At 57.9% G+C, this 21,477-nt stretch carries 22 protein-coding genes and 1 riboswitch; of the genes, 13 read left to right on the top strand and 9 right to left on the bottom strand.

Annotation, left to right across the window (positions count from 1 at the left end; translation table 11 throughout):
- The 7 genes from cobU to crcB all read right to left on the bottom strand — a co-directional run bounded on the left by cobU (position 1) and on the right by crcB (position 5,438).
- Positions 1 to 528, bottom strand: coding sequence for a bifunctional adenosylcobinamide kinase/adenosylcobinamide-phosphate guanylyltransferase (cobU, locus tag NAC44_RS15375; protein ID WP_250942152.1), 528 nt, complete (start codon positions 526 to 528; stop codon positions 1 to 3).
- Positions 529 to 532: 4 nt separating this feature from the next.
- A complete protein-coding gene (locus NAC44_RS15370; RefSeq protein ID WP_250942150.1) occupies positions 533 to 979 on the bottom strand; it encodes a hypothetical protein in 447 nt (148 codons plus the stop codon).
- Positions 967 to 1,350: riboswitch (cobalamin riboswitch) on the bottom strand. It overlaps the preceding gene by 13 nt.
- Positions 1,351 to 1,445: 95 nt before the next feature.
- Entirely contained in the window at positions 1,446 to 2,165 is a 720-nt protein-coding gene (locus NAC44_RS15365) for a peptidoglycan-binding domain-containing protein (protein ID WP_250942148.1), read from the bottom strand.
- A 373-nt stretch (positions 2,166 to 2,538) separates the two neighbouring features.
- The gene (locus NAC44_RS15360) at positions 2,539 to 3,339 is read right to left on the bottom strand and encodes an ATP12 family chaperone protein (RefSeq protein WP_250942147.1); all 801 of its coding nucleotides are present in this window, start codon (positions 3,337 to 3,339) and stop codon (positions 2,539 to 2,541) included.
- A gap of 12 nt (positions 3,340 to 3,351) precedes the next feature.
- Positions 3,352 to 4,005, bottom strand: coding sequence for an HAD-IA family hydrolase (locus NAC44_RS15355; RefSeq protein ID WP_250942146.1), 654 nt, complete (start codon positions 4,003 to 4,005; stop codon positions 3,352 to 3,354).
- A complete protein-coding gene (locus tag NAC44_RS15350; protein ID WP_250942144.1) occupies positions 4,002 to 4,997 on the bottom strand; it encodes an RluA family pseudouridine synthase in 996 nt (331 codons plus the stop codon). Before NAC44_RS15350 ends, NAC44_RS15355 begins: the two co-directional genes overlap by 4 nt.
- A gap of 63 nt (positions 4,998 to 5,060) precedes the next feature.
- On the bottom strand, positions 5,061 to 5,438 hold the full coding sequence (gene crcB / locus NAC44_RS15345) for a fluoride efflux transporter CrcB (RefSeq protein ID WP_250942142.1): 378 nt from the start codon (positions 5,436 to 5,438) through the stop codon (positions 5,061 to 5,063).
- Between the two features lie 320 nt (positions 5,439 to 5,758).
- Here crcB and NAC44_RS15340 point away from each other — a divergent pair, with 320 nt between their 5' ends.
- The 6 genes from NAC44_RS15340 (at position 5,759) to NAC44_RS15315 (ending at position 10,290) form a co-directional block, all read left to right on the top strand.
- Positions 5,759 to 6,064 carry a hypothetical protein gene (locus tag NAC44_RS15340; RefSeq protein ID WP_250942141.1) on the top strand — a complete coding sequence of 102 codons (306 nt, stop codon included), beginning with the start codon at positions 5,759 to 5,761 and terminating at the stop codon, positions 6,062 to 6,064.
- A 258-nt stretch (positions 6,065 to 6,322) separates the two neighbouring features.
- Positions 6,323 to 7,000: a ribulose-phosphate 3-epimerase gene (rpe, locus tag NAC44_RS15335; RefSeq protein ID WP_250942139.1), complete on the top strand. Its 678-nt coding sequence runs from the start codon at positions 6,323 to 6,325 to the stop codon at positions 6,998 to 7,000.
- Between the two features lie 8 nt (positions 7,001 to 7,008).
- Positions 7,009 to 7,728 carry a DUF2259 domain-containing protein gene (locus NAC44_RS15330; protein WP_250942136.1) on the top strand — a complete coding sequence of 240 codons (720 nt, stop codon included), beginning with the start codon at positions 7,009 to 7,011 and terminating at the stop codon, positions 7,726 to 7,728.
- Positions 7,729 to 7,862: 134 nt separating this feature from the next.
- Positions 7,863 to 9,164, top strand: a complete 1,302-nt coding sequence (gene purB, locus NAC44_RS15325; protein WP_250942134.1) for an adenylosuccinate lyase — start codon at positions 7,863 to 7,865, stop codon at positions 9,162 to 9,164.
- Between the two features lie 129 nt (positions 9,165 to 9,293).
- Positions 9,294 to 9,581: a YciI family protein gene (locus NAC44_RS15320; RefSeq protein ID WP_250942132.1), complete on the top strand. Its 288-nt coding sequence runs from the start codon at positions 9,294 to 9,296 to the stop codon at positions 9,579 to 9,581.
- Between the two features lie 199 nt (positions 9,582 to 9,780).
- Entirely contained in the window at positions 9,781 to 10,290 is a 510-nt protein-coding gene (locus tag NAC44_RS15315; protein WP_250942130.1) for a VOC family protein, read from the top strand.
- A 73-nt stretch (positions 10,291 to 10,363) separates the two neighbouring features.
- On the opposite strand, the gene ilvD is transcribed toward NAC44_RS15315, so the two are convergent.
- Complete coding sequence (ilvD, locus tag NAC44_RS15310) at positions 10,364 to 12,199, bottom strand: dihydroxy-acid dehydratase (RefSeq protein WP_250942129.1); 1,836 nt, start codon at positions 12,197 to 12,199, stop codon at positions 10,364 to 10,366.
- Positions 12,200 to 12,852: 653 nt separating this feature from the next.
- Here ilvD and msrP point away from each other — a divergent pair.
- The 4 genes from msrP (at position 12,853) to NAC44_RS15290 (ending at position 17,977) form a co-directional block, all read left to right on the top strand.
- The gene (gene msrP / locus NAC44_RS15305; protein ID WP_250942128.1) at positions 12,853 to 13,800 is read left to right on the top strand and encodes a protein-methionine-sulfoxide reductase catalytic subunit MsrP; all 948 of its coding nucleotides are present in this window, start codon (positions 12,853 to 12,855) and stop codon (positions 13,798 to 13,800) included.
- 2 nt (positions 13,801 to 13,802) lie between these two features.
- Entirely contained in the window at positions 13,803 to 14,429 is a 627-nt protein-coding gene (gene msrQ / locus NAC44_RS15300) for a protein-methionine-sulfoxide reductase heme-binding subunit MsrQ (RefSeq protein ID WP_250942127.1), read from the top strand.
- An 87-nt stretch (positions 14,430 to 14,516) separates the two neighbouring features.
- A complete protein-coding gene (locus NAC44_RS15295; RefSeq protein ID WP_250942126.1) occupies positions 14,517 to 16,136 on the top strand; it encodes an O-linked N-acetylglucosamine transferase, SPINDLY family protein in 1,620 nt (539 codons plus the stop codon).
- Positions 16,137 to 16,144: 8 nt separating this feature from the next.
- Positions 16,145 to 17,977 carry an O-linked N-acetylglucosamine transferase, SPINDLY family protein gene (locus NAC44_RS15290; protein ID WP_250942125.1) on the top strand — a complete coding sequence of 611 codons (1,833 nt, stop codon included), beginning with the start codon at positions 16,145 to 16,147 and terminating at the stop codon, positions 17,975 to 17,977.
- Positions 17,978 to 18,114: 137 nt separating this feature from the next.
- Here NAC44_RS15290 and NAC44_RS15285 read toward each other — a convergent pair whose 3' ends face one another.
- Complete coding sequence (locus NAC44_RS15285) at positions 18,115 to 18,693, bottom strand: hypothetical protein (RefSeq protein WP_250942124.1); 579 nt, start codon at positions 18,691 to 18,693, stop codon at positions 18,115 to 18,117.
- Positions 18,694 to 18,837: 144 nt separating this feature from the next.
- Between NAC44_RS15285 and NAC44_RS15280 the strand changes: the two genes are divergently transcribed.
- The 3 genes from NAC44_RS15280 to NAC44_RS15270 all read left to right on the top strand — a co-directional run bounded on the left by NAC44_RS15280 (position 18,838) and on the right by NAC44_RS15270 (position 21,349).
- Positions 18,838 to 19,185 (top strand): lysozyme inhibitor LprI family protein, encoded by a 348-nt coding sequence (locus NAC44_RS15280; protein WP_250942123.1) that lies wholly within the window; start codon positions 18,838 to 18,840, stop codon positions 19,183 to 19,185.
- Between the two features lie 76 nt (positions 19,186 to 19,261).
- Positions 19,262 to 19,747 (top strand): DUF1203 domain-containing protein, encoded by a 486-nt coding sequence (locus NAC44_RS15275; RefSeq protein ID WP_250942333.1) that lies wholly within the window; start codon positions 19,262 to 19,264, stop codon positions 19,745 to 19,747.
- Between the two features lie 24 nt (positions 19,748 to 19,771).
- Positions 19,772 to 21,349 (top strand): asparaginase domain-containing protein, encoded by a 1,578-nt coding sequence (locus NAC44_RS15270; protein WP_250942122.1) that lies wholly within the window; start codon positions 19,772 to 19,774, stop codon positions 21,347 to 21,349.
- The last annotated feature ends 128 nt before the right edge of the window (positions 21,350 to 21,477 follow it).

The raw sequence follows: 21,477 nt of genomic DNA, 5'->3' as shown, positions 1-21,477 counted from the left end.
TCAACCTTTCATTTTCAGGGGCAGGCCAGCGGCGACGAAGAACACCTCGTCGGCTTCGCTGGCAATCATCTGGTGAAGACGGCCCGCATGGTCGCGGAATTCCCGCGCCATGCGGTTTTCCGGCACGATGCCAAGACCGACTTCGTTGGACACGAGAATGACAGAGCAGGAAAGCTGCGGCAGAAGGGCAGCCAGTGCCGCACTCTCGGCGGCAATGTCGCGCCCCTCCTCCATCATCAGATTGGTGAGCCAGAGGGTGAGGCAATCGACAAGGATCACCCGCCCCTTCTGATTGAGACGCAACAGCGTCTGCGTCAGCGCCAGCGGTTCTTCATGGGTGGTCCAGAGCGGGCCGCGCTCCTGCCGATGCCTGTCGATGCGGGCGCGCATCTCCTCATCCCATGCCCGGCCCGTGGCCAGATAATGGCGCTCGAAACCTGTGGCAATGGCGCTTTTCTCGGCAAAAGCGGATTTGCCGGAGCGCGCACCTCCGAGAACGAAGGTGCTTTTTGCTGCGGGATTGTTCATAGGCTCACCGCCCGTCTGCCGGCGTGGCGTAAAGACCGCCGGACCGCGGGGCAAAGGCCGGAAAGCTGCGCGATGCAGGCATCGCCTGCGGCATCGGCACTGCCCGCACATCCGCTTTCGGTAAAGCCATGGCGCCGCCAAAGGTGGAGCGCTCAGAGGCAGCATTCTTTTCAGCAGGCGGTGAAACGGGCAGAATGGCCTGCGGCTTTGATCGCGACAGAGGCAAAGCGGCAAACACCAGCGCCGCAATCAGCAGCACCAGAACAGCAAGGCCAAGACAATGATAGGACATGAAACTGAGCACAACGCCGAAAGGCGAAGCGCTATGTCCGAGTACAGGGGATGGACTCATCCCCTGCGGCGGTGCGACCACCGCTGAAACCTGTTTCGCCACGACAACCTCCGTGCTGGCGTCGGGGATTGCTCCCCCCATGGGCTTTTCGCCCGTCACGGACGGCAGGTCTCCTGGCTCGCAATGTCAGGACGATCAAGTCAGGATGATCGATCCTTGCGGATTTCCCTCACCTTCCCAGAGCGTCACGCAAGACGAAAAGGCGGACGATTCGTAGAAAAAAGAGGCGTCCAACCCCGGCTGATCGTCTTGCCACTCCAGTGGTTTTTCCGGCCTCTCCTTCCCGCCGCCGCCCGCACCCTGCGGACCGTCACGACGGTCTTTTGAAACCGGATGGAAAACCCTCACTGCTCTACAGTCGCGGGGTCGGCTGCGTTTGGCGCTCCCGGCATGGGTCGGCGCTTTCGCATTCCCTTTTGCTTTTCAACCCGACGTTACTCAGATCGAAAACCATCCAATAAAATACTGATAGAGTGGGCTGACGGCCAAGTCAATTGCGGCGAAGAATGCGCCATGCCCCTTTGATGGCCCATGGCGCTTCAGGCAATCGCTTAGAAAACTGGCGTTACGGATGACGGCGCGGTCCGTGACCTGGCATGAACCGGGGGCCACCATGACCATGGCCACCACCGGCGGCAATTGCGCCACCCAGCAAAGCCCCGCCAATAAGACCCAGAGCCAATGCGGCTGCGGCATCGTCATGATTGTCTTTCACCCGGCCTTCCAGAACCGGACCGCGCGGCACATGACGGCGAACAGCCACTTGCTGGTTGAGCCAGTCTTCATAGACACCGGCGCTATCCTGGCGCAAACGCATCAACTGATCAAAACTCAGATAGCCCGTTACCGGTGCGCCGACAACGGCCTGCCAGCGAGAAATGGCCGTGCGGGTACGCTCACCGAAACTGCCATCGGCGCCGCCGGTCGGATAGCCGATGGAGGTGAGCCTGCCCTGCACTTCACGCTTCGTACCCCTGTCGAGAAACACGGCTTCCGTGGCGGGCGTTCCAACCGTGAAGCCCGGTGGCGGCGGTGGTGGCGGCTCGCTGGGCCGAGACACTTCCACCGGTGCCGGAGCGACTGCAGGCGCTGCCTCGGCAATACGGTTTTTCGCCATGGCCGCAAATTTGCCATTCGGATAGGCGGCCAGATAGGCCTTGTAGTCACCGGGTGTATTGCCAGCCATGGCCGCCTGCCAGACCGCCAGTTCCTGCTGCCATTGCTGATCGCCGCTATTGGCCGTTGCAGCTGCCGGAGCCGCCGTTTCCACCGCAGGTGCTGACACAGGTGCGGTTGCCGTTGGTGCTGTTGGTGCTGTTGAAACACTCGCGTTTACAGCCGACTGTGCAAAGGCCGTTTCAGACACAAGAGATACGCTCACCATGCCAGCCAGCATGGCGCGTCCAAATTTTGAAAATTGCATTTATCCCCACAACCCCGCAGGAAAAGCATCATGACAACAGCGTTGCCGCAGAAGCTTTCCCCACAGATCATAAACAGGCTCTCGATATGTGTTCGTTTGTCTTTTCGGGAAAAAGCTACTCCTTTCCCCGGACGAACTCTAAAGAGAGCGGTGCCCCTTACCGTTGTGAAGTATCACCATTGACAACCAGGATAGCAACCACAAATTACAGATTATACTAAAAAATTTTCTTGTATTATTTTATTAACCTATCAAGGGGCGAAGCTGACAGAAGCGAATATGCCGCCTGCATCTCGTCAAAACGGGCATCACGGCGCGCCTGTGCCTCGGCATCCGTCCCCCAGTGCTCATTGGTCCAGTCCTCATCAAGATGGGCAAGCCGCCAGGTCTCATCAAGGTTCAAAAAGCCATCGGCCAGCGCCAGAGCCAGAGCGACCGAACCGGTCAGCGTTGTCATGACATGCAAGGCAGATAGCGGCAGCGGCGAGCAGTAACGTTCGATGGCGCGGCGGAAGGCGGCGGCGGACTGATCCGGCTGCTGTTGATGCATGATGCCGCTGACGGTGATGAGCCTGACACCATGGGTTTCCACCAGCCAGGCAAGCACCGGGTTCCAGGCCTCGCTCTGGCGCTCAACCAACGCCTGCGGCTCTTCAGCGCGATAGCAGAGAAGATCGGAACCGGAAAAGCGGACAAGGTCGTCTATCACCTCGTCGAGACTGTTGGCCACCGCATCAAGCGCAGTATTGACCAGCCGGGAGACAGGCATGGCCGCCGGATTGATCTCCTCGGCCTGTGCACGCCATTCCTCAGCCACCAGTTCGGCCACGGCTTCTGACGGCAGGATAAGCTGCCGCTTGACCGGTGTCTTGATCGAGCGGCCATCCAGCAGGACGGCAAATCCGTCGTTCGCTGCCTCGACCGTCACCTCTTTGTAGAAGCGTTTTGGCAGCGGTCGTTTCATCTGGATCTGGGCACGGCGCACCGGATCGGGATCGCTCGGCTCCGGTGTCAGCCCATCAAAAATATCGCGCATATCGAGAACTCTTCAGAAAATCAGGTCGATCAGATCGATTGGTTCAGCTGCAATCGCGTCGGCTCCTGCCTCCTTCAAGGCCGGAACGGAACAATAACCCCAACTGACACCGATGGCTTTTGCGCCCGCCGCCTTGGCCATCTGCATATCGTAGATCGCATCGCCAATGACAATGGCATCCTGGGGGTGAATGCCGATTTCATCGCAGCATTCCGTCACCATCGCCGGATGCGGCTTGGAGGGGCAGTCATCCGCCGTGCGACGCACGATGAAATGCTCCGACAACCCGTGATGATCGAGAATGAAGGTGAGGCCGCGGCGCGATTTTCCAGTGACGGCACCGATCAGCATGTCATCGCGCGCGGCAATCCTCTTCAGCACCGTATCGATGCCATCGAAGAGCGGTTCGTGAAACTGCGATGCCTTGCGCAGGTCTGTAAACAGCGACTTGTAATGGGCCGCCATGGCAATCGCCTCGTCATCGGCATGGGTTTTGCCGTCAAGCCGTGCAATGGCAATATCCAGCGTCAGGCCAATGATCGATTTTGTCTGCACCAGATCAGGCACCGGCTTATCGAAGGCGGTGAAGGTGCGGATCATGCCCTCATGGATGGTGCCGGCGCTATCGACCAGCGTGCCGTCGCAATCAAAAAGAACCAGCTTCATTCCTCGACATCCCCGCCATAATCCTGATCGAAACCCAGCAGGTTCCAGGTCTGCACCATATGCGGCGGCAAGGGGGCCGTGACCTTCAGCCGCCCGCCGGAAGGATGGGGAATATCGATATGGCGGGCATGAAGATGCAGGCGCTTCTGCACACCGCCGGGAAAATCCCAATTCGGATCGTCGATAAAATATTTCGGATCACCGATGATCGGATGACCGATGGAAAGCGCATGGATACGAAGCTGATGGGTGCGCCCGGTATAGGGCTCCATTTCCAGCCAGGCGAGGCTCTGGGCGGCCGTATCGATCACCCGGTAAAAGGACACGGCATGATCGGCCCCCTCTTCACCATGTTTGGCGATCCGCATCCGGTCGCCATCAATGGTCTGTTCCTTGACCAGCCAGGAGGACAGCTTGTCTTCGCGCTTGCGCGGCACGCCCTTGACCAGCGACCAATAGGTTTTCTTGGTGTCGCGCTCGCGGAAAGCAGCCGTCAGCTTTTGCGCCGCACCGCGCGTGCGCGCCACGACCAGCACGCCTGAGGTGTCGCGGTCGATGCGGTGCACGAGGCGCGGCTTTTCGCCCTTCGGGCTGGTCCAGGCCTCCAGCATTTTATCGATATGGCGGGCAACGCCCGATCCACCCTGAACCGCAAGACCCGCAGGCTTGTTCAGCACGAAAACCTTGTCATCCTCATGCAGCAGCATACGCGCCAGAAGCTCGGCATCACCGGAATGTTTCAGCTCTTTCCCGGCGATCGGCCCTGCTTTCGGGCCTCTTGCATCGACATCGAGCGGCGGCACACGCACCATCTGGCCCGGCTGAACCCGGCTGTCGCTTTTCACCCGCCCGCCATCGACGCGCACCTGACCGGAGCGCAGCAGTTTCTGCAACTGCCCGAACCCCAGCCCCGGATAATGACTCTTGAACCAGCGGTCGAGGCGCATGCCCGCCTCATCCGCATCGACCTTGATATGCTCTATACCTGCCATGGGCGCTTATTCCTTTTTAAGCGCAGGCTTTACCCTATTTCACAGCCGGAAGAAAACCATGGATCAGAAAAAAGCACGCCCAACGCCAAGACCGGCGAAAACAGCGCACAGCGCAAGCCCGACACTGCCCAGGACATAGGCTGCCGACCAGGCAAGATCACCCCTTTGGGCAAGGCTGATTGCATCCAGCGAAAAGGACGAAAACGTGGTGAAGCCACCCATGACGCCGGTGACGAGAAACATCCGCATATCCATGGAAGCATTGAATTTGCGTGCAATCATCTCCGCCAGAAGCCCGATGCAGAAGGAACCGACAATATTCACGGCAAATGTGCCCCAGGGCAGAAAGGGGCCAAAAAGGCGCACGGCAATCACACCGGTCCAATATCTCAGCACCGAGCCGATACCACCGCCAACAGCCACGAAAAGAACATGCTTCATCAATGCCGATCCTTTCTGATCCTATCTGTCACCTGTCAATTCACCTGACGGCTTCGGGCTTTGCCGTCAAGGTCACGGACAGGCAAAACCGTCCATCGAGGTACAAACAGGCATATGTCAATATTTTGCCTCGCCTCACGTAAAAATCGCCTCAGCTTGGAACATCGATAAAATTTAAGCGTTAAAGTCAAAACTATATCCACGCAGATATGTTTATCTTCTGAAACAGCACGAAATTCTCTGCACAATTGCAGGTAAAAATGCCGTTGAATACTCATGTTGAAGATAAGACTCGTTGAAACACGTTTTGGTGATGCGCCATGACCCAGATTCTGTCGGTGTCCGCGACAACCGCAGGCTATGTTGCCGATACTTTGAAGCCGCCCGCGAAGGTGATGCGGCCGAATTATGTCGAGCAGATTTCCCGCCAGATCAATATCCGCAAGGACAAGGATGCAGCCAAGGCTGAAGCGATAACCCGCGCGGCCATCACCACTCTGACCGAATCCTCGGCTCTTGGTCTGTTTTTCATGAAAGCCGGCGAAAATGAGCAGCCCCGTGCTGGCCTGAAACAGACTCGCGATGCCTATGACGAAGCCGAAGCGCTGAGCAAAGGCACGGTCTGAACCCTGCGGCGTCTGCCCCGCAAGCAGCCTGCCTTGCAAAACGCACCACAAATCGCACCATGTTTGTGCCTTTTGCACGTTTCGAAATCGTTGCCATCCCTGCACAGTGTCTGCCGTCAATCCATCCATCATGCCCCGGGACAGGATCGACGGCTTGACGATAAGATCACGTTGAAGACCAAGGGAAAGGTTGTCGCGCTCCCAAGGGAATGCTATTGAGCGCCAAGTGATAAGCCCATTCGACGAGTTTAAGAACCGATGTTTCACGCTCCGCTGATCGCACCGTCGATCCTCGCCGCCGATTTTTCCCGTCTGGGTCAGGAGGTGTCCGATGTGGTCGAGGCCGGCGCAGACTGGATTCATCTCGACGTGATGGATGGGCATTTCGTTCCCAATATTTCCTTCGGCCCCGCCGTGATCAAGGCGCTGCGCCCGGTGACGAAAGCCGTGTTCGACTGTCATCTGATGATTGCGCCTGCCGATCCCTATCTTGCCGCCTTTGCAGAAGCGGGCTGCGATTACATCACCGTTCATGCCGAAGCCGGGCCGCATCTTCACCGCTCACTGCAGACGATCCGGGCGCTCGGCAAGAAAGCGGGCGTTTCGCTCAATCCGGCCACGCCGGTTTCCGCGCTCGAGCATGTCATCGACGATGTCGATCTGATTTTGATCATGAGCGTCAATCCAGGCTTTGGCGGCCAGAGCTTCATTCCCGCCGCCGCCGAAAAGCTCAGACAGGCAAAAACGCTGATTGGCACCAGGCCGGTGGCTCTGGAAGTCGATGGCGGCATTACCGTCGAGACGGCGCCGCTGGTGACCGCGGCGGGCGCCAATGTTCTGGTTGCCGGTTCCGCCATCTATAAGGGGCAAGGGGTGGATGCCTATCGCAAGACCGTGGCCGCGCTGAGGCAGGCCGCCGAGGGAGGTCGCGCTTGAAACACTGGTTGACCCGGACGTTGGCCGCCGGACTTCTGGCCTTCTCCGCCCTTCCCGCTTTTGCCGGTGACATAGCCGCCGTGCACCCTCTCGGCTTTTCTGCCGATGGCAGCGTATTCGCCTTTGAGGAATATGGCATTCAGACGCCATCCAACACCGCCTATTCCAATATTTACGCCATCAACCTGAACAACAACACCTTTCTTCCTGATACGCCGGTGCGCCTGCGCGGCGAGGATGGCAAGGGCGGACTTGCGGCCATTCGCCAGCAAAGCGCCGACAAGGTGGCGCAGATGGTCAGCCAGTATGATTTCAAGGATCATCCGGGTGAGATGGTGGCCTTCAATCCGGTGAGCGAGGCTGGTGTCGATCCGCATAGCCTCAGCTACCGCCTGCGCGCAACAATGCCGCTGACCGGGCAGCCCTATACGCTGACTCTGGAAGAGCTGGATGAAGGCGCCCCTGCGGCCTGCAAGGATGAAGCGCCGGTGATCAAGGGCTTTCGCCTGCGCATGACGCAGATTGCCGGGGCCAAGCAGGACAAGGTGGTGTATGAGGACGGCCATGTGCCCGCAAGCCGCCGCTGCCCGACCGGCTATCGTCTGGGCGGCGTGGTCACCTATCAGGCCTCCAACGGCAATCTGGTGCAGATTGCGCTCGTGCTGGTTCTGACCCCCTCTTCCGATGGGTCCGACGGGCGCTGGCTGGCCATTCCTATAAAATTATAGGATCGGTTGAGATCGGCCATAAGGTTTGCTAAGAGCCGGTCAAACCCCACTGACGATCCGTTTTACGCATCTCCGAAGGGGAAGCTCGCTTCCCCATTTATGGACATGATCTAGCCCAAGGAAAGTTCGAGCCGATGATCCCGCGTTATTCCCGCCCGGAAATGGTTGCCATCTGGTCGCCGGAAACCAAATTCCGCATCTGGTTCGAGATCGAGGCCCATGCCTGTGATGCGCTGGCCGAGCTTGGCGTGATCCCGAAAGAGGCGGCAAAAACCATCTGGGAAAAAGGTGGCGCTGCCGAATTCAACGTGGCGCGCATTGACGAGATCGAAGCCGTTACCAAGCATGACGTCATTGCCTTTCTCACGCATCTGGCCGAATTCGTCGGGCCGGACAGCCGTTTCGTCCATCAAGGCATGACCTCTTCCGACGTGCTCGACACCACGCTGAACATCCAGCTCGTGCGCGCCGCCGATATTCTGCTCGCCGACATGGACCGGGTGCTGGCCGCGCTGAAGACCCGCGCCTTCGAGCACAAGGATACGGTGCGCATCGGCCGCAGCCACGGCATTCACGCCGAACCGACCACCATGGGCCTGACCTTTGCCCGTTTCTATGCCGAAATGAAGCGCAACCGCGAACGTCTGGTCAATGCGCGGGCTGAAATCGCCACGGGTGCCATCTCCGGCGCGGTTGGCACTTTTGCCAATATCGATCCGCGTGTGGAAGAACATGTCTGCGAAAAACTCGGCCTCGTGCCAGAGCCGGTCTCCACGCAGGTCATTCCGCGTGACCGCCATGCGATGTTCTTCGCAACGCTCGGCGTGATTGCTTCATCCATCGAAAACGTCGCCATCGAAATCCGCCACATGCAGCGCACGGAAGTGCTGGAAGCCGAAGAGTTCTTCTCTCCGGGCCAGAAGGGATCGTCGGCCATGCCGCACAAGCGCAACCCGGTGCTGACCGAAAACCTCACCGGCCTTGCCCGCCTGGTGCGCATGTCGGTCGTTCCAGCCATGGAAAACGTAGCCCTCTGGCACGAGCGCGACATCAGCCACTCCAGCGTTGAACGCGCCATCGGCCCAGACACCACCATCACCCTCGATTTCGCCCTGAACCGTTTGGCTGGCGTTGTTGAAAAGCTGGTGATTTACCCGGAAAACATGCTGAAAAACATGAACAAATTCCGCGGCCTCGTGATGAGCCAGCGCGTGCTTCTGGCTCTGACCCAAGCCGGCGTCTCCCGCGAAGACAGCTACCGCCTCGTGCAGCGCAACGCCATGAAGGTCTGGGAACAGGGCAAGGACTTTTTGGAAGAACTGCTGGGTGATACGGAAGTGCGGGCCGCGCTCTCCGAAGAGCAGATCCGCGAGAAGTTCGACCTTGGCTATCACACCAAGCATGTGGATACGATTTTCAAGCGGGTTTTTGGGTGAGATTTATCTCCGGAAAACACCGGCACCCGAATTCCGGTAAAATCATACAGTAGCGTCGCACCCATATTTTACTGCGACGCTATAAACCCAAACAAAGGGTCGCATAACATCTGCCAATCGGAAATAACGATGACGCATTTTCTTGTTCGCCTTGCGGATGCCCGATCACAGCTGATGACCTCCTCATTGGTGAAGGCGCATGTCACTTGGCTTCATCAATTGCATAATCGAGGCCAACTGGTTCTGTGCGGCCCTTGTGATGATGGAACAGCCATCATCGTCCTTCGTTGCGAAACAATGGAAGAAGCGTCGCGTATATCTTCCAGCGACCCGTTTGCAGAAGCCAAAGCCTACAGTCAACGCTCCATCGTAAAATTCAATGCTGCAACGCCTGAAAACAACTTTCTGCTAAGGTAGACCGACCAATTCTGAAAGGCCACATCTTAAGAGCCTATCAGTCCCGCTCAACAAAGATCGTCGCTCAAATATTGGTGTTTGGGCAACCTATCCTGTTGAGCGGCAACCTTTTTATCATTTTTGTATAACACACCATTGACCTCAACTGTGGTTGAGGTTCTATAAACTCGATCAACCCACAACGCGACGTCCAATACCAATGGCAGCGCAGAACAAGGAGTTGATCATCATGGTCCAAATCAACGGTCTATACGAAACCCACCTGACCGTTTCCAATCTTGAACAATCCATCGATTTCTATCGGGATGTTGTCGGGCTTGAACTGGCCCACAAAATACCAGCCCGCGATGTTGCCTTTTTCTGGATTGGTGGACGAGAGCGCTCCATGCTCGGCCTGTGGTCAATTCACAGCTCGCCCATGCAAATGAAACTGCATACCGCGTTTCAAACATCACTTGAGCAGGTGTTACTGGCACCGGACTATTTGCGGTCCAAAGGTGTTCTTCCTCTCAACCTGAGCGGAAACGCAGAAATCGATCAGCCAATTGTTTTGCCATGGATGCCCGCAGCCAGCGTCTATTTTCGCGATCCAGACGGCCATTCGCTGGAATATATCGCTATACTGCCAGAACCACCCCGCCCGGACCTCAGCGCCACTGCAACCTATACAGAATGGCGTGGCCTTCACCAAAACACAAAGCCAGAATGATCCATCAGACAAAAATGCCGTCGCAAAATCTGATTTTGCGACGGCATTTTCAATCATTTACAGCTCGAAACCCTTATTCAGGCAACTTCCTCACCGCTCCCTTGTCCGCGCTCGTTGCAAAAGCCGCATAGGCCTTCAGCGCCGTCGTGACATTGCGCTTGCGCACTTCCGCAGGCTTCCAGCCCTTGGCGTCCTGCTCGGCGCGGCGGGTGGCGAGTTCGGCGTCGGAAATGGCAAGGCTGATCGTGCGGTTCGGGATGTCGATCTCGATCTTATCGCCATTCCTGACAAGGCCAATCGTGCCGCCATTGGCCGCTTCCGGCGAGACGTGGCCGATGGAGAGACCCGAAGTGCCGCCGGAGAAGCGGCCGTCGGTGATCAGGGCGCAGGCCTTGCCGAGGCCCTTGGATTTCAGGTAGCTGGTCGGGTAGAGCATTTCCTGCATGCCCGGCCCACCCTTGGGGCCTTCGTAGCGGATTACCACCACATCGCCCGCAACCACTTCATTGCTGAGGATGGCCTTCACGGCAGCGTCCTGGCTTTCATAGACCTTGGCCGGACCGGTAAATTTCAGGATGCTTTCATCCACGCCTGCGGTTTTGACGATGCAGCCGTCCAGCGCGATATTGCCCTTCAGCACGGCAAGCCCGCCATCCTTGGAGAAAGGATGCTCGACAGAGCGAATGACGCCCTTTTCCCGGTCGGCGTCCAGTTCATCCCAGCGCGAGGATTGTGAAAACGCCACCTGCGTCGGCACACCGCCGGGGGCGGCGCGGAAGAATTCACGCACCGTCTCAGAAGTGGTGCGGGTAATGTCCCAGCGCTCGATAGCATCGCCAATTGTTTCGGCGTGAACGGTCGGGCAGTCGCGGTTGATCAACCCGCCGCGATCCAGCTCACCGAGAATGCGCATGATGCCGCCTGCGCGGTGCACATCTTCCATATGCACGTCCTGCTTGGCAGGCGCGACCTTGGACAGGCACGGCACCTTGCGCGACAGACGATCAATATCGTCCATGGTGAAATCCACCTCGCCCTCGTAAGCGGCAGCGAGAATGTGCAGCACCGTATTGGTCGATCCACCCATGGCAATATCCAGCGCCATGGCATTTTCAAAGGCCTGTTTCGAGGCGATGGTACGCGGCAGCACCTTGTCGTCGTCTTGCTCGTAATAACGGCGGGCGAGATCGACGATCAGATGACCGGCCTCGACGAAGAGGCGCTTGCGGTCGGAATGGGTGGCGAGCGTCGAACCATTGCCGGGCAACGACAGGCCCAAAGCCTCTGTCAGACAGTTCATCGAATTGGCGGTAAACATGCCGGAGCAGGAGCCGCAGGTCGGGCAGGCGGAACGCTCGATGACCTGCACATCCTCATCCGTCACCTTGTCGTCGGCGGCGGCCACCATGGCATCGACGAGGTCCAGCGCCACCGTCTTGCCATGCAGCACCACCTTGCCCGCTTCCATCGGCCCGCCGGACACGAAGACGGCGGGAATATTGAGCCTCAGTGCCGCCATCAGCATGCCGGGCGTGATCTTGTCGCAGTTGGAAATGCAGACCATGGCATCGGCGCAATGGGCATTGACCATATATTCAACCGAGTCGGCGATGATTTCGCGCGAGGGCAGCGAATAAAGCATCCCGTCATGGCCCATGGCGATGCCGTCATCGACAGCAATGGTGTTGAATTCCTTGGCCACGCCGCCAGCCGCCTCGATTTCGCGGGCAACGAGCTGGCCGAGATCCTTCAGATGCACATGGCCCGGCACGAACTGCGTGAAGGAATTGACCACGGCAATAATCGGCTTGCCGAAATCGCCATCCTTCATGCCGGTGGCGCGCCAGAGGCCGCGCGCACCGGCCATGTTGCGGCCATGGGTGGTGGTTCTTGAGCGATAGGCTGGCATGGGCATGTCCTCGACAGATTGTGTTTTTTGTTTCACGCATTTCCGGACGGGAAACCGGAGATCACTTTCCCTGGAAATGCTCTTGTTTTACGCATTTCCGGACGGGAAACCGGGAACCACTTTCCCTGGAAATGCTCTTGTTGGCGCATTTCCGGACGGGAAACCGGAGACCACTTTCCCTGGAAATGCTCTTGTTTGGCGCATTTCCGGACGGGAAACCGGAGACCACTTTCCCTGGAAATGCTCTTGTTGGCGCATGTCCGGACGGGAAACCGGGAACCACTTTCCCTCGAAATGCTCTTGTTGGCGCATGTCCGGACGGGAAACCGGGAACCACTTTCCCTCGAAATGCTCTTGTTGGCGCATTTCCGGACGGGAAACCGGAGACCACTTTCCCTGGAAATGCTCAAGACACGCCCTGTATCCACGGCGCACCGTCTTTTCTAAGAGATTTCCTAAGCAATCCAACCGTCCCTGTCACTATCGCCGCAGCGAAAAACGGTACGGCAAACGGCACCGGAACAGACCGCGAAAGCACGCTTTTGTGAAACGATAGACTGATAAACTGCAAATTTTGTTCTGGCGGCCTGTAATCTTTTCGCTTCAATCTACGTATATAGGATAATCAATCATGCCCATCAGAGGAAGCCGTCATGTCTGCCTTTCGCCCGCCGCATATTCCTGAAAGCGAAGTGACCCCGAAAGCGCTTTACCTCAAGCGCCGCCAGATCATTGGCGGGGCGGCAGGCGCATTGGCACTTGCCGCTTCAGGTGAGGCACTGGCGGCACCGCTCACCGGCAAGCCGACCGATTACAAGGTACCGGACAAGCTGACGCCGAAAAAGGATGTCACCACCTATAACAATTTCTATGAATTCGGCACGGACAAATCCGATCCGGCCGCCAATTCCGGCGCCTTCAAGCCCCTGCCCTGGAGCATCGAGATCGGCGGCCTTGTTGCCAAGCCGCAAAAGCTGTCCATGGACGACATCATGAAGAGCTTTCCGATGGAGCAACGCATTTACCGGATGCGCTGCGTCGAAGCCTGGTCGATGGTCATTCCGTGGATCGGTTTTCCGCTTGCCTCCCTGCTCGACCGGGTGGAACCGCTGGGCAGCGCCAAATATGTCGCCTTCGAAACCGTCGTACGCCCGGACCAGATGCCCGGCCAGCGGGGCTTTTTCCAGCCGATCAGCTGGCCCTATGTCGATGGCCTGAGAATGGACGAGGCACGCAATCCGCTGACGCTGCTGGCCACGGGCCTTTACGATGAAACCCTGCCCAATCAGAACGGTGCCCCGATCCGTCTTGTGGTTCCGTGGAAATACGGCTTCAAGGGGATCAAATCCATCGTCAAGATCACGCTTACGGAAAAAGAGCCGCCCTGCACGTGGAACATCATAGCGCCGAATGAATACGGTTTTTACGCCAATGTGAACCCGCATGTCGATCATCCGCGCTGGAGCCAGGCCACGGAGCGGCGCATTGGCGAGGATTCCGGCCTTTTCGGCGGCAAGCGTATCGATACGCTGATGTTCAACGGCTATGCCGATCAGGTGGCCAGCATGTATACGGGCATGGATTTGAGGAAATATTTCTGATCATGGCCGGATTTTCGCTGTCTGCCCGGCAGAAATCGCTCTCCGTCTGGGCGCTTTATGTCATTGGCCTGTTTCCGGGCTGTTATGATTTTTATCTCGGCATTTATGGCGAGCTTGGTGCCGATCCGGTGCGGGATTTTGAACATGCACTCGGTATCTGGGCCTTGCGCTTTCTCTGCCTTGGCCTGGTGATTACGCCGCTGCGCGATCTGGCACGGATCAATCTCATCGCCTATCGCCGGGCGCTGGGGCTGATTGCCTTTTATTATGTTCTGGCCCATTTCGCCATTTATCTGACACTGGACCGCGGGCTGATCTTCTCATCCATCCTCGGCGATATTCTCAAACGTCCCTATATCATGCTGGGCATGGCGGGGCTTATCCTGCTGATCCCGCTGGCGGTCACCTCGAACCGCTGGTCGATCCGCAAGCTCGGCAGCCGCTGGATCACCCTGCACAAGGCCGTCTATCTGATCCTACCCGCCGGATTGCTGCACTTCATCCTGTCGCGCAAGTCCTTCACGCTGGAACCGGCCTTTTATACGGCGGTCGTCATTCTGCTGATTGCCTATCGCCTGATCCGTCCAACACTGATGCAAAGGCGGCGCGCCAAACCGAAAACGGCATAACGAAACCGACAGCGCGGATCACGCTCATGAGCTTCAGGCAAGCTCGACATCTTAAAGCATCGCTATCTTTGCAATGTCAGTGATGCCGTGACCGATCAAGCCCTCATCTTCGACCAAGCCAAATCCCTCGATGAACACGGCCAGCGCGAGACAGCGCTCGGCCTTATCCTCAATGCGCTCGCCAGTGATCCGCTGCTGATCAACACGATTGCAGCCGATTATCGCAGCCCCTTCGCATTGGCCGTATTTCAGCGCCTGCGCGCGCTTTACCCGCAGGATGCCTATGTGCGCATGACGCTCTGGCACCTGGCGCGCGAGCAATGCGATTATACGGTGATGGCCGAAGAGGAGCCGAAGCTTTTGACCGATATCGCCGCAGGCAAAACCGAAGCCCTTGCGGCAGAGCAGCCACACGGCAATCTCATGTGGCAGGAGGATGAGGGGCTGAACCGTCTCGCCCGGTTGATCGGTCCTTTCACGCCCTGGTCGCCACAGCTTGGAAAACACCGCCGCGCCATGGCGCATAACTGGGCGGACAAGATCAGGATCGGCTATCTGAGCTCCGATTTCTGGGATGATCACGCCACCATGCGCCTCTTCCGCAGTGTTTTGACGGCGCATGATCCAAAGCGCTACGAGATCGTGCTTTTCTGCTATACGGACGAGAAAATGCTCTCGTTCGACCGGGGCGGACGCAGCGAATGGGGCCGGATCGTTCTGCTTGCCGGCAAAAGCGACGAGGAGGCGGAACGCCTGATCCGCCAGGAACAGATCGACATTCTCGTCGATCTGAAGGGCCATACCCGCGGTACCCGTTCCAATCTGATGAACCGGTCGCTGGCGCCCGTGCATGTGCAATGGCTGGGTTTTCCCGGCTCCTGCATCGATGTGGACTGCGATTATGTTATCGGCGACCGTTTCGTGCTCCCGGACAGCTCTGCCTGCCATTATCACGAGGCATTCTGCCGTCTGCCGGAAAGTTATCAGCCAAACGATCCGTTCCATCGGCCTTTGTCGCCGCCGGTGAAGCGGCTCTCGCTCGGATTGCCGGAAGGTCGGGTCATTATCGGCGCCTTCAACAGCCAGCGCAAGAATACGCCTGAAACGCTGCGACTTTGGGCAAAGGTGCTGCAAGACAATCCTCAGGCACTGCTCTGGCTGATGATCGACGGGCAGAAAGCCCGCCAGTCTACGGCCGCCTTTTTCAAGACCCTCGGCATCAAGCAGTCGCAACTGCTCTTTGCCCCGAAAATGGCCTATGACGCGCATCTCGCCCGCGTCCAGGCGGCTGATTTTGCCGTGGATACCTTTCCCTATAACGGGCATACAACCACGTCTGACATGCTGTGGGCGGGCGTGCCGGTCATCACCCGCAAGGGCAGAAACTTTGCCTCGCGCGTGTCGGAAAGCCTGCTCAATGCCATCGGTCTGCCGCAGCTTGTTGCCGAAGACGAGGCTGGTTTTGTGGCACTGGCCAGCGACCTCATCCGCTATCCGGAAAAACGTGCCGCCCTCAGGCAGCATCTCGACAGCCAGCGCTTTATTGCCCCCCTCTTCGATGCCGAACGCTTCTGCCGTCATCTGGAGAGTGCCTTTGAAACCATGGTGGCGCGGGCGCAGAAAGGGCTGGATCCGGCACCTTTCGATGTTGCGGCGCTTCCTGAGCGGAGATCGCCGTTCAGTTCAGCCGAAGCCATAAAAGGATGATGCGGAGCATGAGCGCGAGCGAGCAACCGAAGCGCCTCGTCGAACAGGCCATTGCTCTGGTGGGGCAGGCACAGAACAGCCCGCATGGGTCACAGCAGGCCGATTTTTACGCCAGAGCTGCACGCTTGATGCTGTCTGCCGGCGAGGATGAAACGGCACTGGCGCTGGCCGAACAGGCAAACCATATCGATGCGACCAATGCCGATGCTGCCTTTGTACGGCTGAAGACGGCGCGCCAGCTCGATCCTGCCAGTCAACAGGCATTGCTTGGCTGCCTCTGCGCCAGCGAGGCGGTAGAACACCTTCTGTTTGCCGCCAACAGTCTGGCGGAAAAGTCGGACAATCCCTTGACCTTGCCGCTGTTCCTCAAACTGCGGCAAAGACAGCCCAATAACCAGTTTGTCCGCATGTGGCTGATCGGTCTTGCCCGCAGTCAATGTGCCTATGATCTGCTGATGCCGGAGGAGGACGCGATAAAGGCGGATATTGCCGCAGGTCGTCTCGACTTTCTCGAGGTCACCTCCCCCCATGCCAATCTCATCGGCATTGAGGATGAGGCGCTGAACCGGCGGGCGGGCTATATCGCCATCGCGCCCAAGCCGTCTGACGCCGTCCGTCATCTGCGCCATTCCCGCCTCAGGCCCGATGACGGAAAAATCCGCATTGGTTACCTCTCCGGTGATTTCTGGGACAATCACGCCGTTTTACGGCTGGCGCGCAGCGTGATAGCCGCTCATGACCGGCACCGCTTCGACGTCACGCTGATCTGTTATACACCGGACCATCTCAAGGCCTTTGATGAGGGAGGACGCCAAGAATGGGGGCGCATTCTTACCATCGGCCAGATGAGTGACGACGAGGCCGAAGCCTGCATTCGGTCGGAACAATTCGACATTATCGTTGACTTGCAGGGCCACACCCGTGGCTCCCGCTCACAATTGATGAACCGGGCGCTGGCGCCGGTGCATGTGCAATGGCTGGGCTTTCCCGGCTCCTGTCAGGAGGTGGATTGCGATTATGTGATTGGCGACCGTTTCGTGCTGCCCGACAGTTCGCTCCCGCATTACCATGAAAAATTCTGCCGTCTGCCGGAAAGCTATCAGCCCAACGATCCGGTCCACCGCCCCCTGCCGCCACCGGCCCAGCGGCTGGCACTGGGCCTGCCCGCCGAGAGGCCGGTGATCGGTGCGTTCAACACACAATGGAAAAACACACCCGCCACGATCAGGCTCTGGGCGCGGGTGCTGAAAGACAACCCGCAGGCGCTGCTGTCCATCATGATCGAGGGTCAGGCCGCGCGACAGGCCACCGCCGCCTGTTTCAAAAGCCTCGGCATCAAGCAATCGCAACTGCATTTTGCCCCGAAACTGCATTATGCCCATCATCTGGCAAGGGTGCAGGCCTGTGATTTCGCGCTCGACGCCTTCCCCTATAACGGCCATACGACAACATCGGACCTTCTCTGGGCCGGTGTTCCGGTTATCACCAAAAAGGGCAGCAATTTCGCCTCCCGCGTCTCGGAAAGCCTGCTCAACGCCATAGGCCTTGCTGAACTGGTGGCGGAGGATGAGGACGGTTTCGTCGCGCTGGCCAATAGCCTCATTGCCCAGCCGGAAAAACGTGCCGCGATCAGGACGCATCTTGAACAGAACCGCTTCATCGCACCGCTCTTCGATGCCGAACGCTTCTGCCGCCATCTGGAAACCGCCTTCACCATGATGATGACCCGCGCCCGGGCCGGTGAGCCACCCGATCATTTCGACGTCTCTGCCCTGCCACCGAGGCAGGAGGCTTTCATCTCACGATCAGTCGGTTGCAATGAAGATGGTCGCGCTCCGTAAATGCGTAAACACAATACCTTAAACCGGAATTCGGTTTAAGGTATTATGCATTAGATTTAAGGCGTTACAGCATCTTATGTGCGCTTGAGAAAACGCACGATACTGTCAGGAATGAAGCCAAAGATCGTTACATCGCCTTACTTGACGACATTGATCTTTGTCACCACATCGGCAACTCCGCCCATCTGGAAGGATGAGCGGGTACGGACACGATCAGGCCCGAGATAATGGGGGGCGGATGTATAATAGACCACGGTGCCGCGCACTTTTTTGGTCCTGCATTTGGCCAAGACTCCTCGCGCAAACAACGGATAGACAGGTTCGGTCACGACATTGACAGAGCCGTGCTGCGGCTCTTGGAGAATACGGATATTCGGCACGCCGTCAGCCGTGCAATCCGGATTGAGATGCCATGCCTGAGCAATCTTCGTTCGCTCACCACTGACTGCCGTAATCCCGTTCTGTGCATGAAGATGAGAGCCTTGCGTCGTGACACAGGAACTGAGCGACACACAAACAGCGACCGACAATAATGCACATGAAAAACCCCGCATAACCCCACTCCCACATCTTAAGGTTTTATAAATCACACCCGCACAACAGATGGCTCGGGAAGCGTCGCAGTCTCCTGCAAGGACAGTCCAATCACTTTTGCGTGCCTGCGTGACAGGAGTTGTTTTTCCCGCCATCCCGATAAAAACGGAACTCTCATCCACCCTCTTTCGTTTTCAGATCATAATCCGGTCGGAGTGAAACGAGGACGATCAAGATTATGAATCGAAAAGAAAAGATGAGGCCGCCGTTCTGATTCGATCAGATCGAATTGCGTTCTAAAACCAGCCCAGAGAGGAGATTGTCTTATGCGATTGCCGATGATTGTTTTGGCGGTAGCGGCCCTGGCTCTGCCCTATCCGCGCATGGCCGTTGCAGCGAGTTTCGACTGCACCAAAGCCAGTCTCATGCCTGATGAAAAGACCATCTGCGCCAATCGCGACCTCAACGATCTCGATGTGAAGATGGTCACCACTTTCGATCTTCTCTCCGGGCTTCTCGCCATGGGCAGCCGTGGCGATCTTCAGGATCAGCAGGCCGCCTGGCTCAAAACCCGGCAAGCCTGCGGGCCCGATGCCGCCTGTATCCGCAAGGCCTATGACATCCGCCTGCAACAGTTGAAAGACGTGTACGATCATCTGCCCCGTCCTATCTGAGAGGCGCAGGAATCGGGTGGAATCCCAAGTCTGAACCATGACAATGCCGGTATCGCCAACAGAAGAGAGTACCGCCATGGTTGCCGTTCACTTCACCGCCCTGCCTTCTGACGCCGTCAAGGCGCTGCGCCAGGGATCGCCGGATGCCTATGGGCTTTTACCGGAAAGGGATATTTCTCCCGGCGGCTATCCCTGCCGTCATTGCCTTTACATGATTGCCGCGGGAGAGCCCTGCCTCACTCTGGCGTACCGGCCCTTTCCCGCCCTTCAACCCTATGCGGAAACCGGACCGCTTTTTCTTCATGCCGAAGAATGCACCCGCTACGAGGCGAGCAACAGGCTTCCCCCCATGCTGGAAAGCCAGGATTATATCCTGCGGGGTTACGGTGACGATCATCGCATCGTTTATGGAACAGGCGCCGTGACGGCAACCGAAGCCATTGTCGATCGCGCTTCGGCCCTTCTCGAACGGACGGAAATCGCTTATGTGCATGTCCGTTCGGCACGCAATAATTGTTATCAGTGCCGGATCGACCGGGCGGAAGATCGCTCGCCCGGGTGATAAAACATAAGCGGAGGGGATTTCATGAAGATTGCCATCATCAATACCGGCGGCACGATCAGTTGCGTCGGAAATCCCCTTGCGCCGATGTCGAGCGCCGCCTTCAAGGCGGCATCTGCCATTCATCTCGATCCGATTCTCAAGCAGACATGTCCCGGCCTCGACCTTGATTATGTCACCGATCTCGCATTCCCGGAAAGTGCGAGCGGTATGCTGGACAGCACCAATCTGCAACCTTCAGACTGGTGCCTGATCGCCCGATATATTCTTGAACATTACGACGAGGCCGATGGCTGGGTGGTGCTGCATGGCACCGATACGATGGATTTCAGCGGCACGGCACTGTCCATGCTGCTAGGCCGCTTTCGTGCCGATGGCACAGCGCTTGCCCAGCTCAGCAAGCCGGTCATTCTCACCGGTTCGCAGGTGCCGCTTTTCCACGCCGATCAGGCAGGAATAATCACGGGCATGAGCTTCAACACCGATGCATTCCAGAATGTCTGCGGTGCGGTGGCGGCCGCCGCCACAGGTCTTGCCGGTCTCTATGTCTTCTTCAACAGCCATCTGATGCGCGGCAGCCGGGTGGTGAAAACCGATGCCAATCAGTTTCATGGCTTCACCTCGCCGAATTTTCCCGATGTCGGTCAATATGGCATTACGCTCACGCTTGACGCCAGGAATGCTCTGCCCTTTCCGCTCTCGGATGCGGTCAGCCTCGATCATCCGACAGCGCGAGCAGCCACACTGGCGCAATTGCAGGCCATTTTCGACCGGCTCGATCAGGTGCCGGTGATGCAGCTCAACGCCTTTCCCGCTTGGTACCGGCCAGAGGCCGGCACGGCGCTCCTTGCCAATCTCATCCGCGCCGTCACAGCTGAGGGCATTCGTGGGCTGGTGCTGGAAGCCTATGGCGAGGGCAATTTTCCAAGCGGCAACCCCAACGAGCCGGAAAAAGGCGCGATTGCCCGTGCATTGAAAGAGGCCGCAGATCAGGGCGTGGTCATTGTCGACAATACTCAGGTGCTGAAAGGTGCGGTGGATTACAACGCCTATGCCGCCGGCGCCTGGCTTCCAGGCATCGGCGCACTCAATCCCGCCGACATGACGCCGATGGCCTCGCTTGCCAAGCTGACCGTGCTTTTGGCAGCACAGGACTTCAACGGCTGGACCGCAGAGGATCTGCGTTATCTGATGCAGGTACCGCTGGTGGGAGAAATGCAGGATGGGTCACGTCTCGACAGCCGGATGCGTCCGGTCATGCTGCCCGGTCAGGCGCTGACCACTTTCACTGGCGGCGCGACATTGAACAACCTGCCCGCACACGGCCCCGTGCTGAGCGATGCCGCAGGCCATATTCTCTGGGCCATGCTGGAACAGCAGGATGCCGCCGCCCTGCCCGGTCGCCTGCTGCTGAAAGAGGATGGAAACCTGATCTTTTACAGCCGGAACGGCAAAGTGCTCTGGCAAAGCGGAACAACTTCCAGCGGAACCGGAGCGACTCTTCTGAGCCTCAGGCAGAATGAGGGTGACAAGACCATTCGCCTTGCCATAACCTGCCAGATAACCGGTAAGGTGATGTGGGAAAAAACCGTTTCGATGTGAAGCGGGGCAGATATCATGCCGGTGAGAGCGGATAGGAAGATGCGCCTCATCATTCTCCTGTCATGATAAGGATGCAGTTGCTTTTAAAAGAAGCGTCCTTACGGTGTCGGACATCTATCAAATGCCGA

The organism is Allorhizobium sonneratiae, from assembly GCF_023700755.1.
Taxonomy (GTDB): Bacteria; Pseudomonadota; Alphaproteobacteria; order Rhizobiales; family Rhizobiaceae; genus Allorhizobium; species Allorhizobium sonneratiae.
Note: the sequence above shows the minus strand (reverse complement) of the source record. Positions and strands in the feature narration are given on the sequence as shown.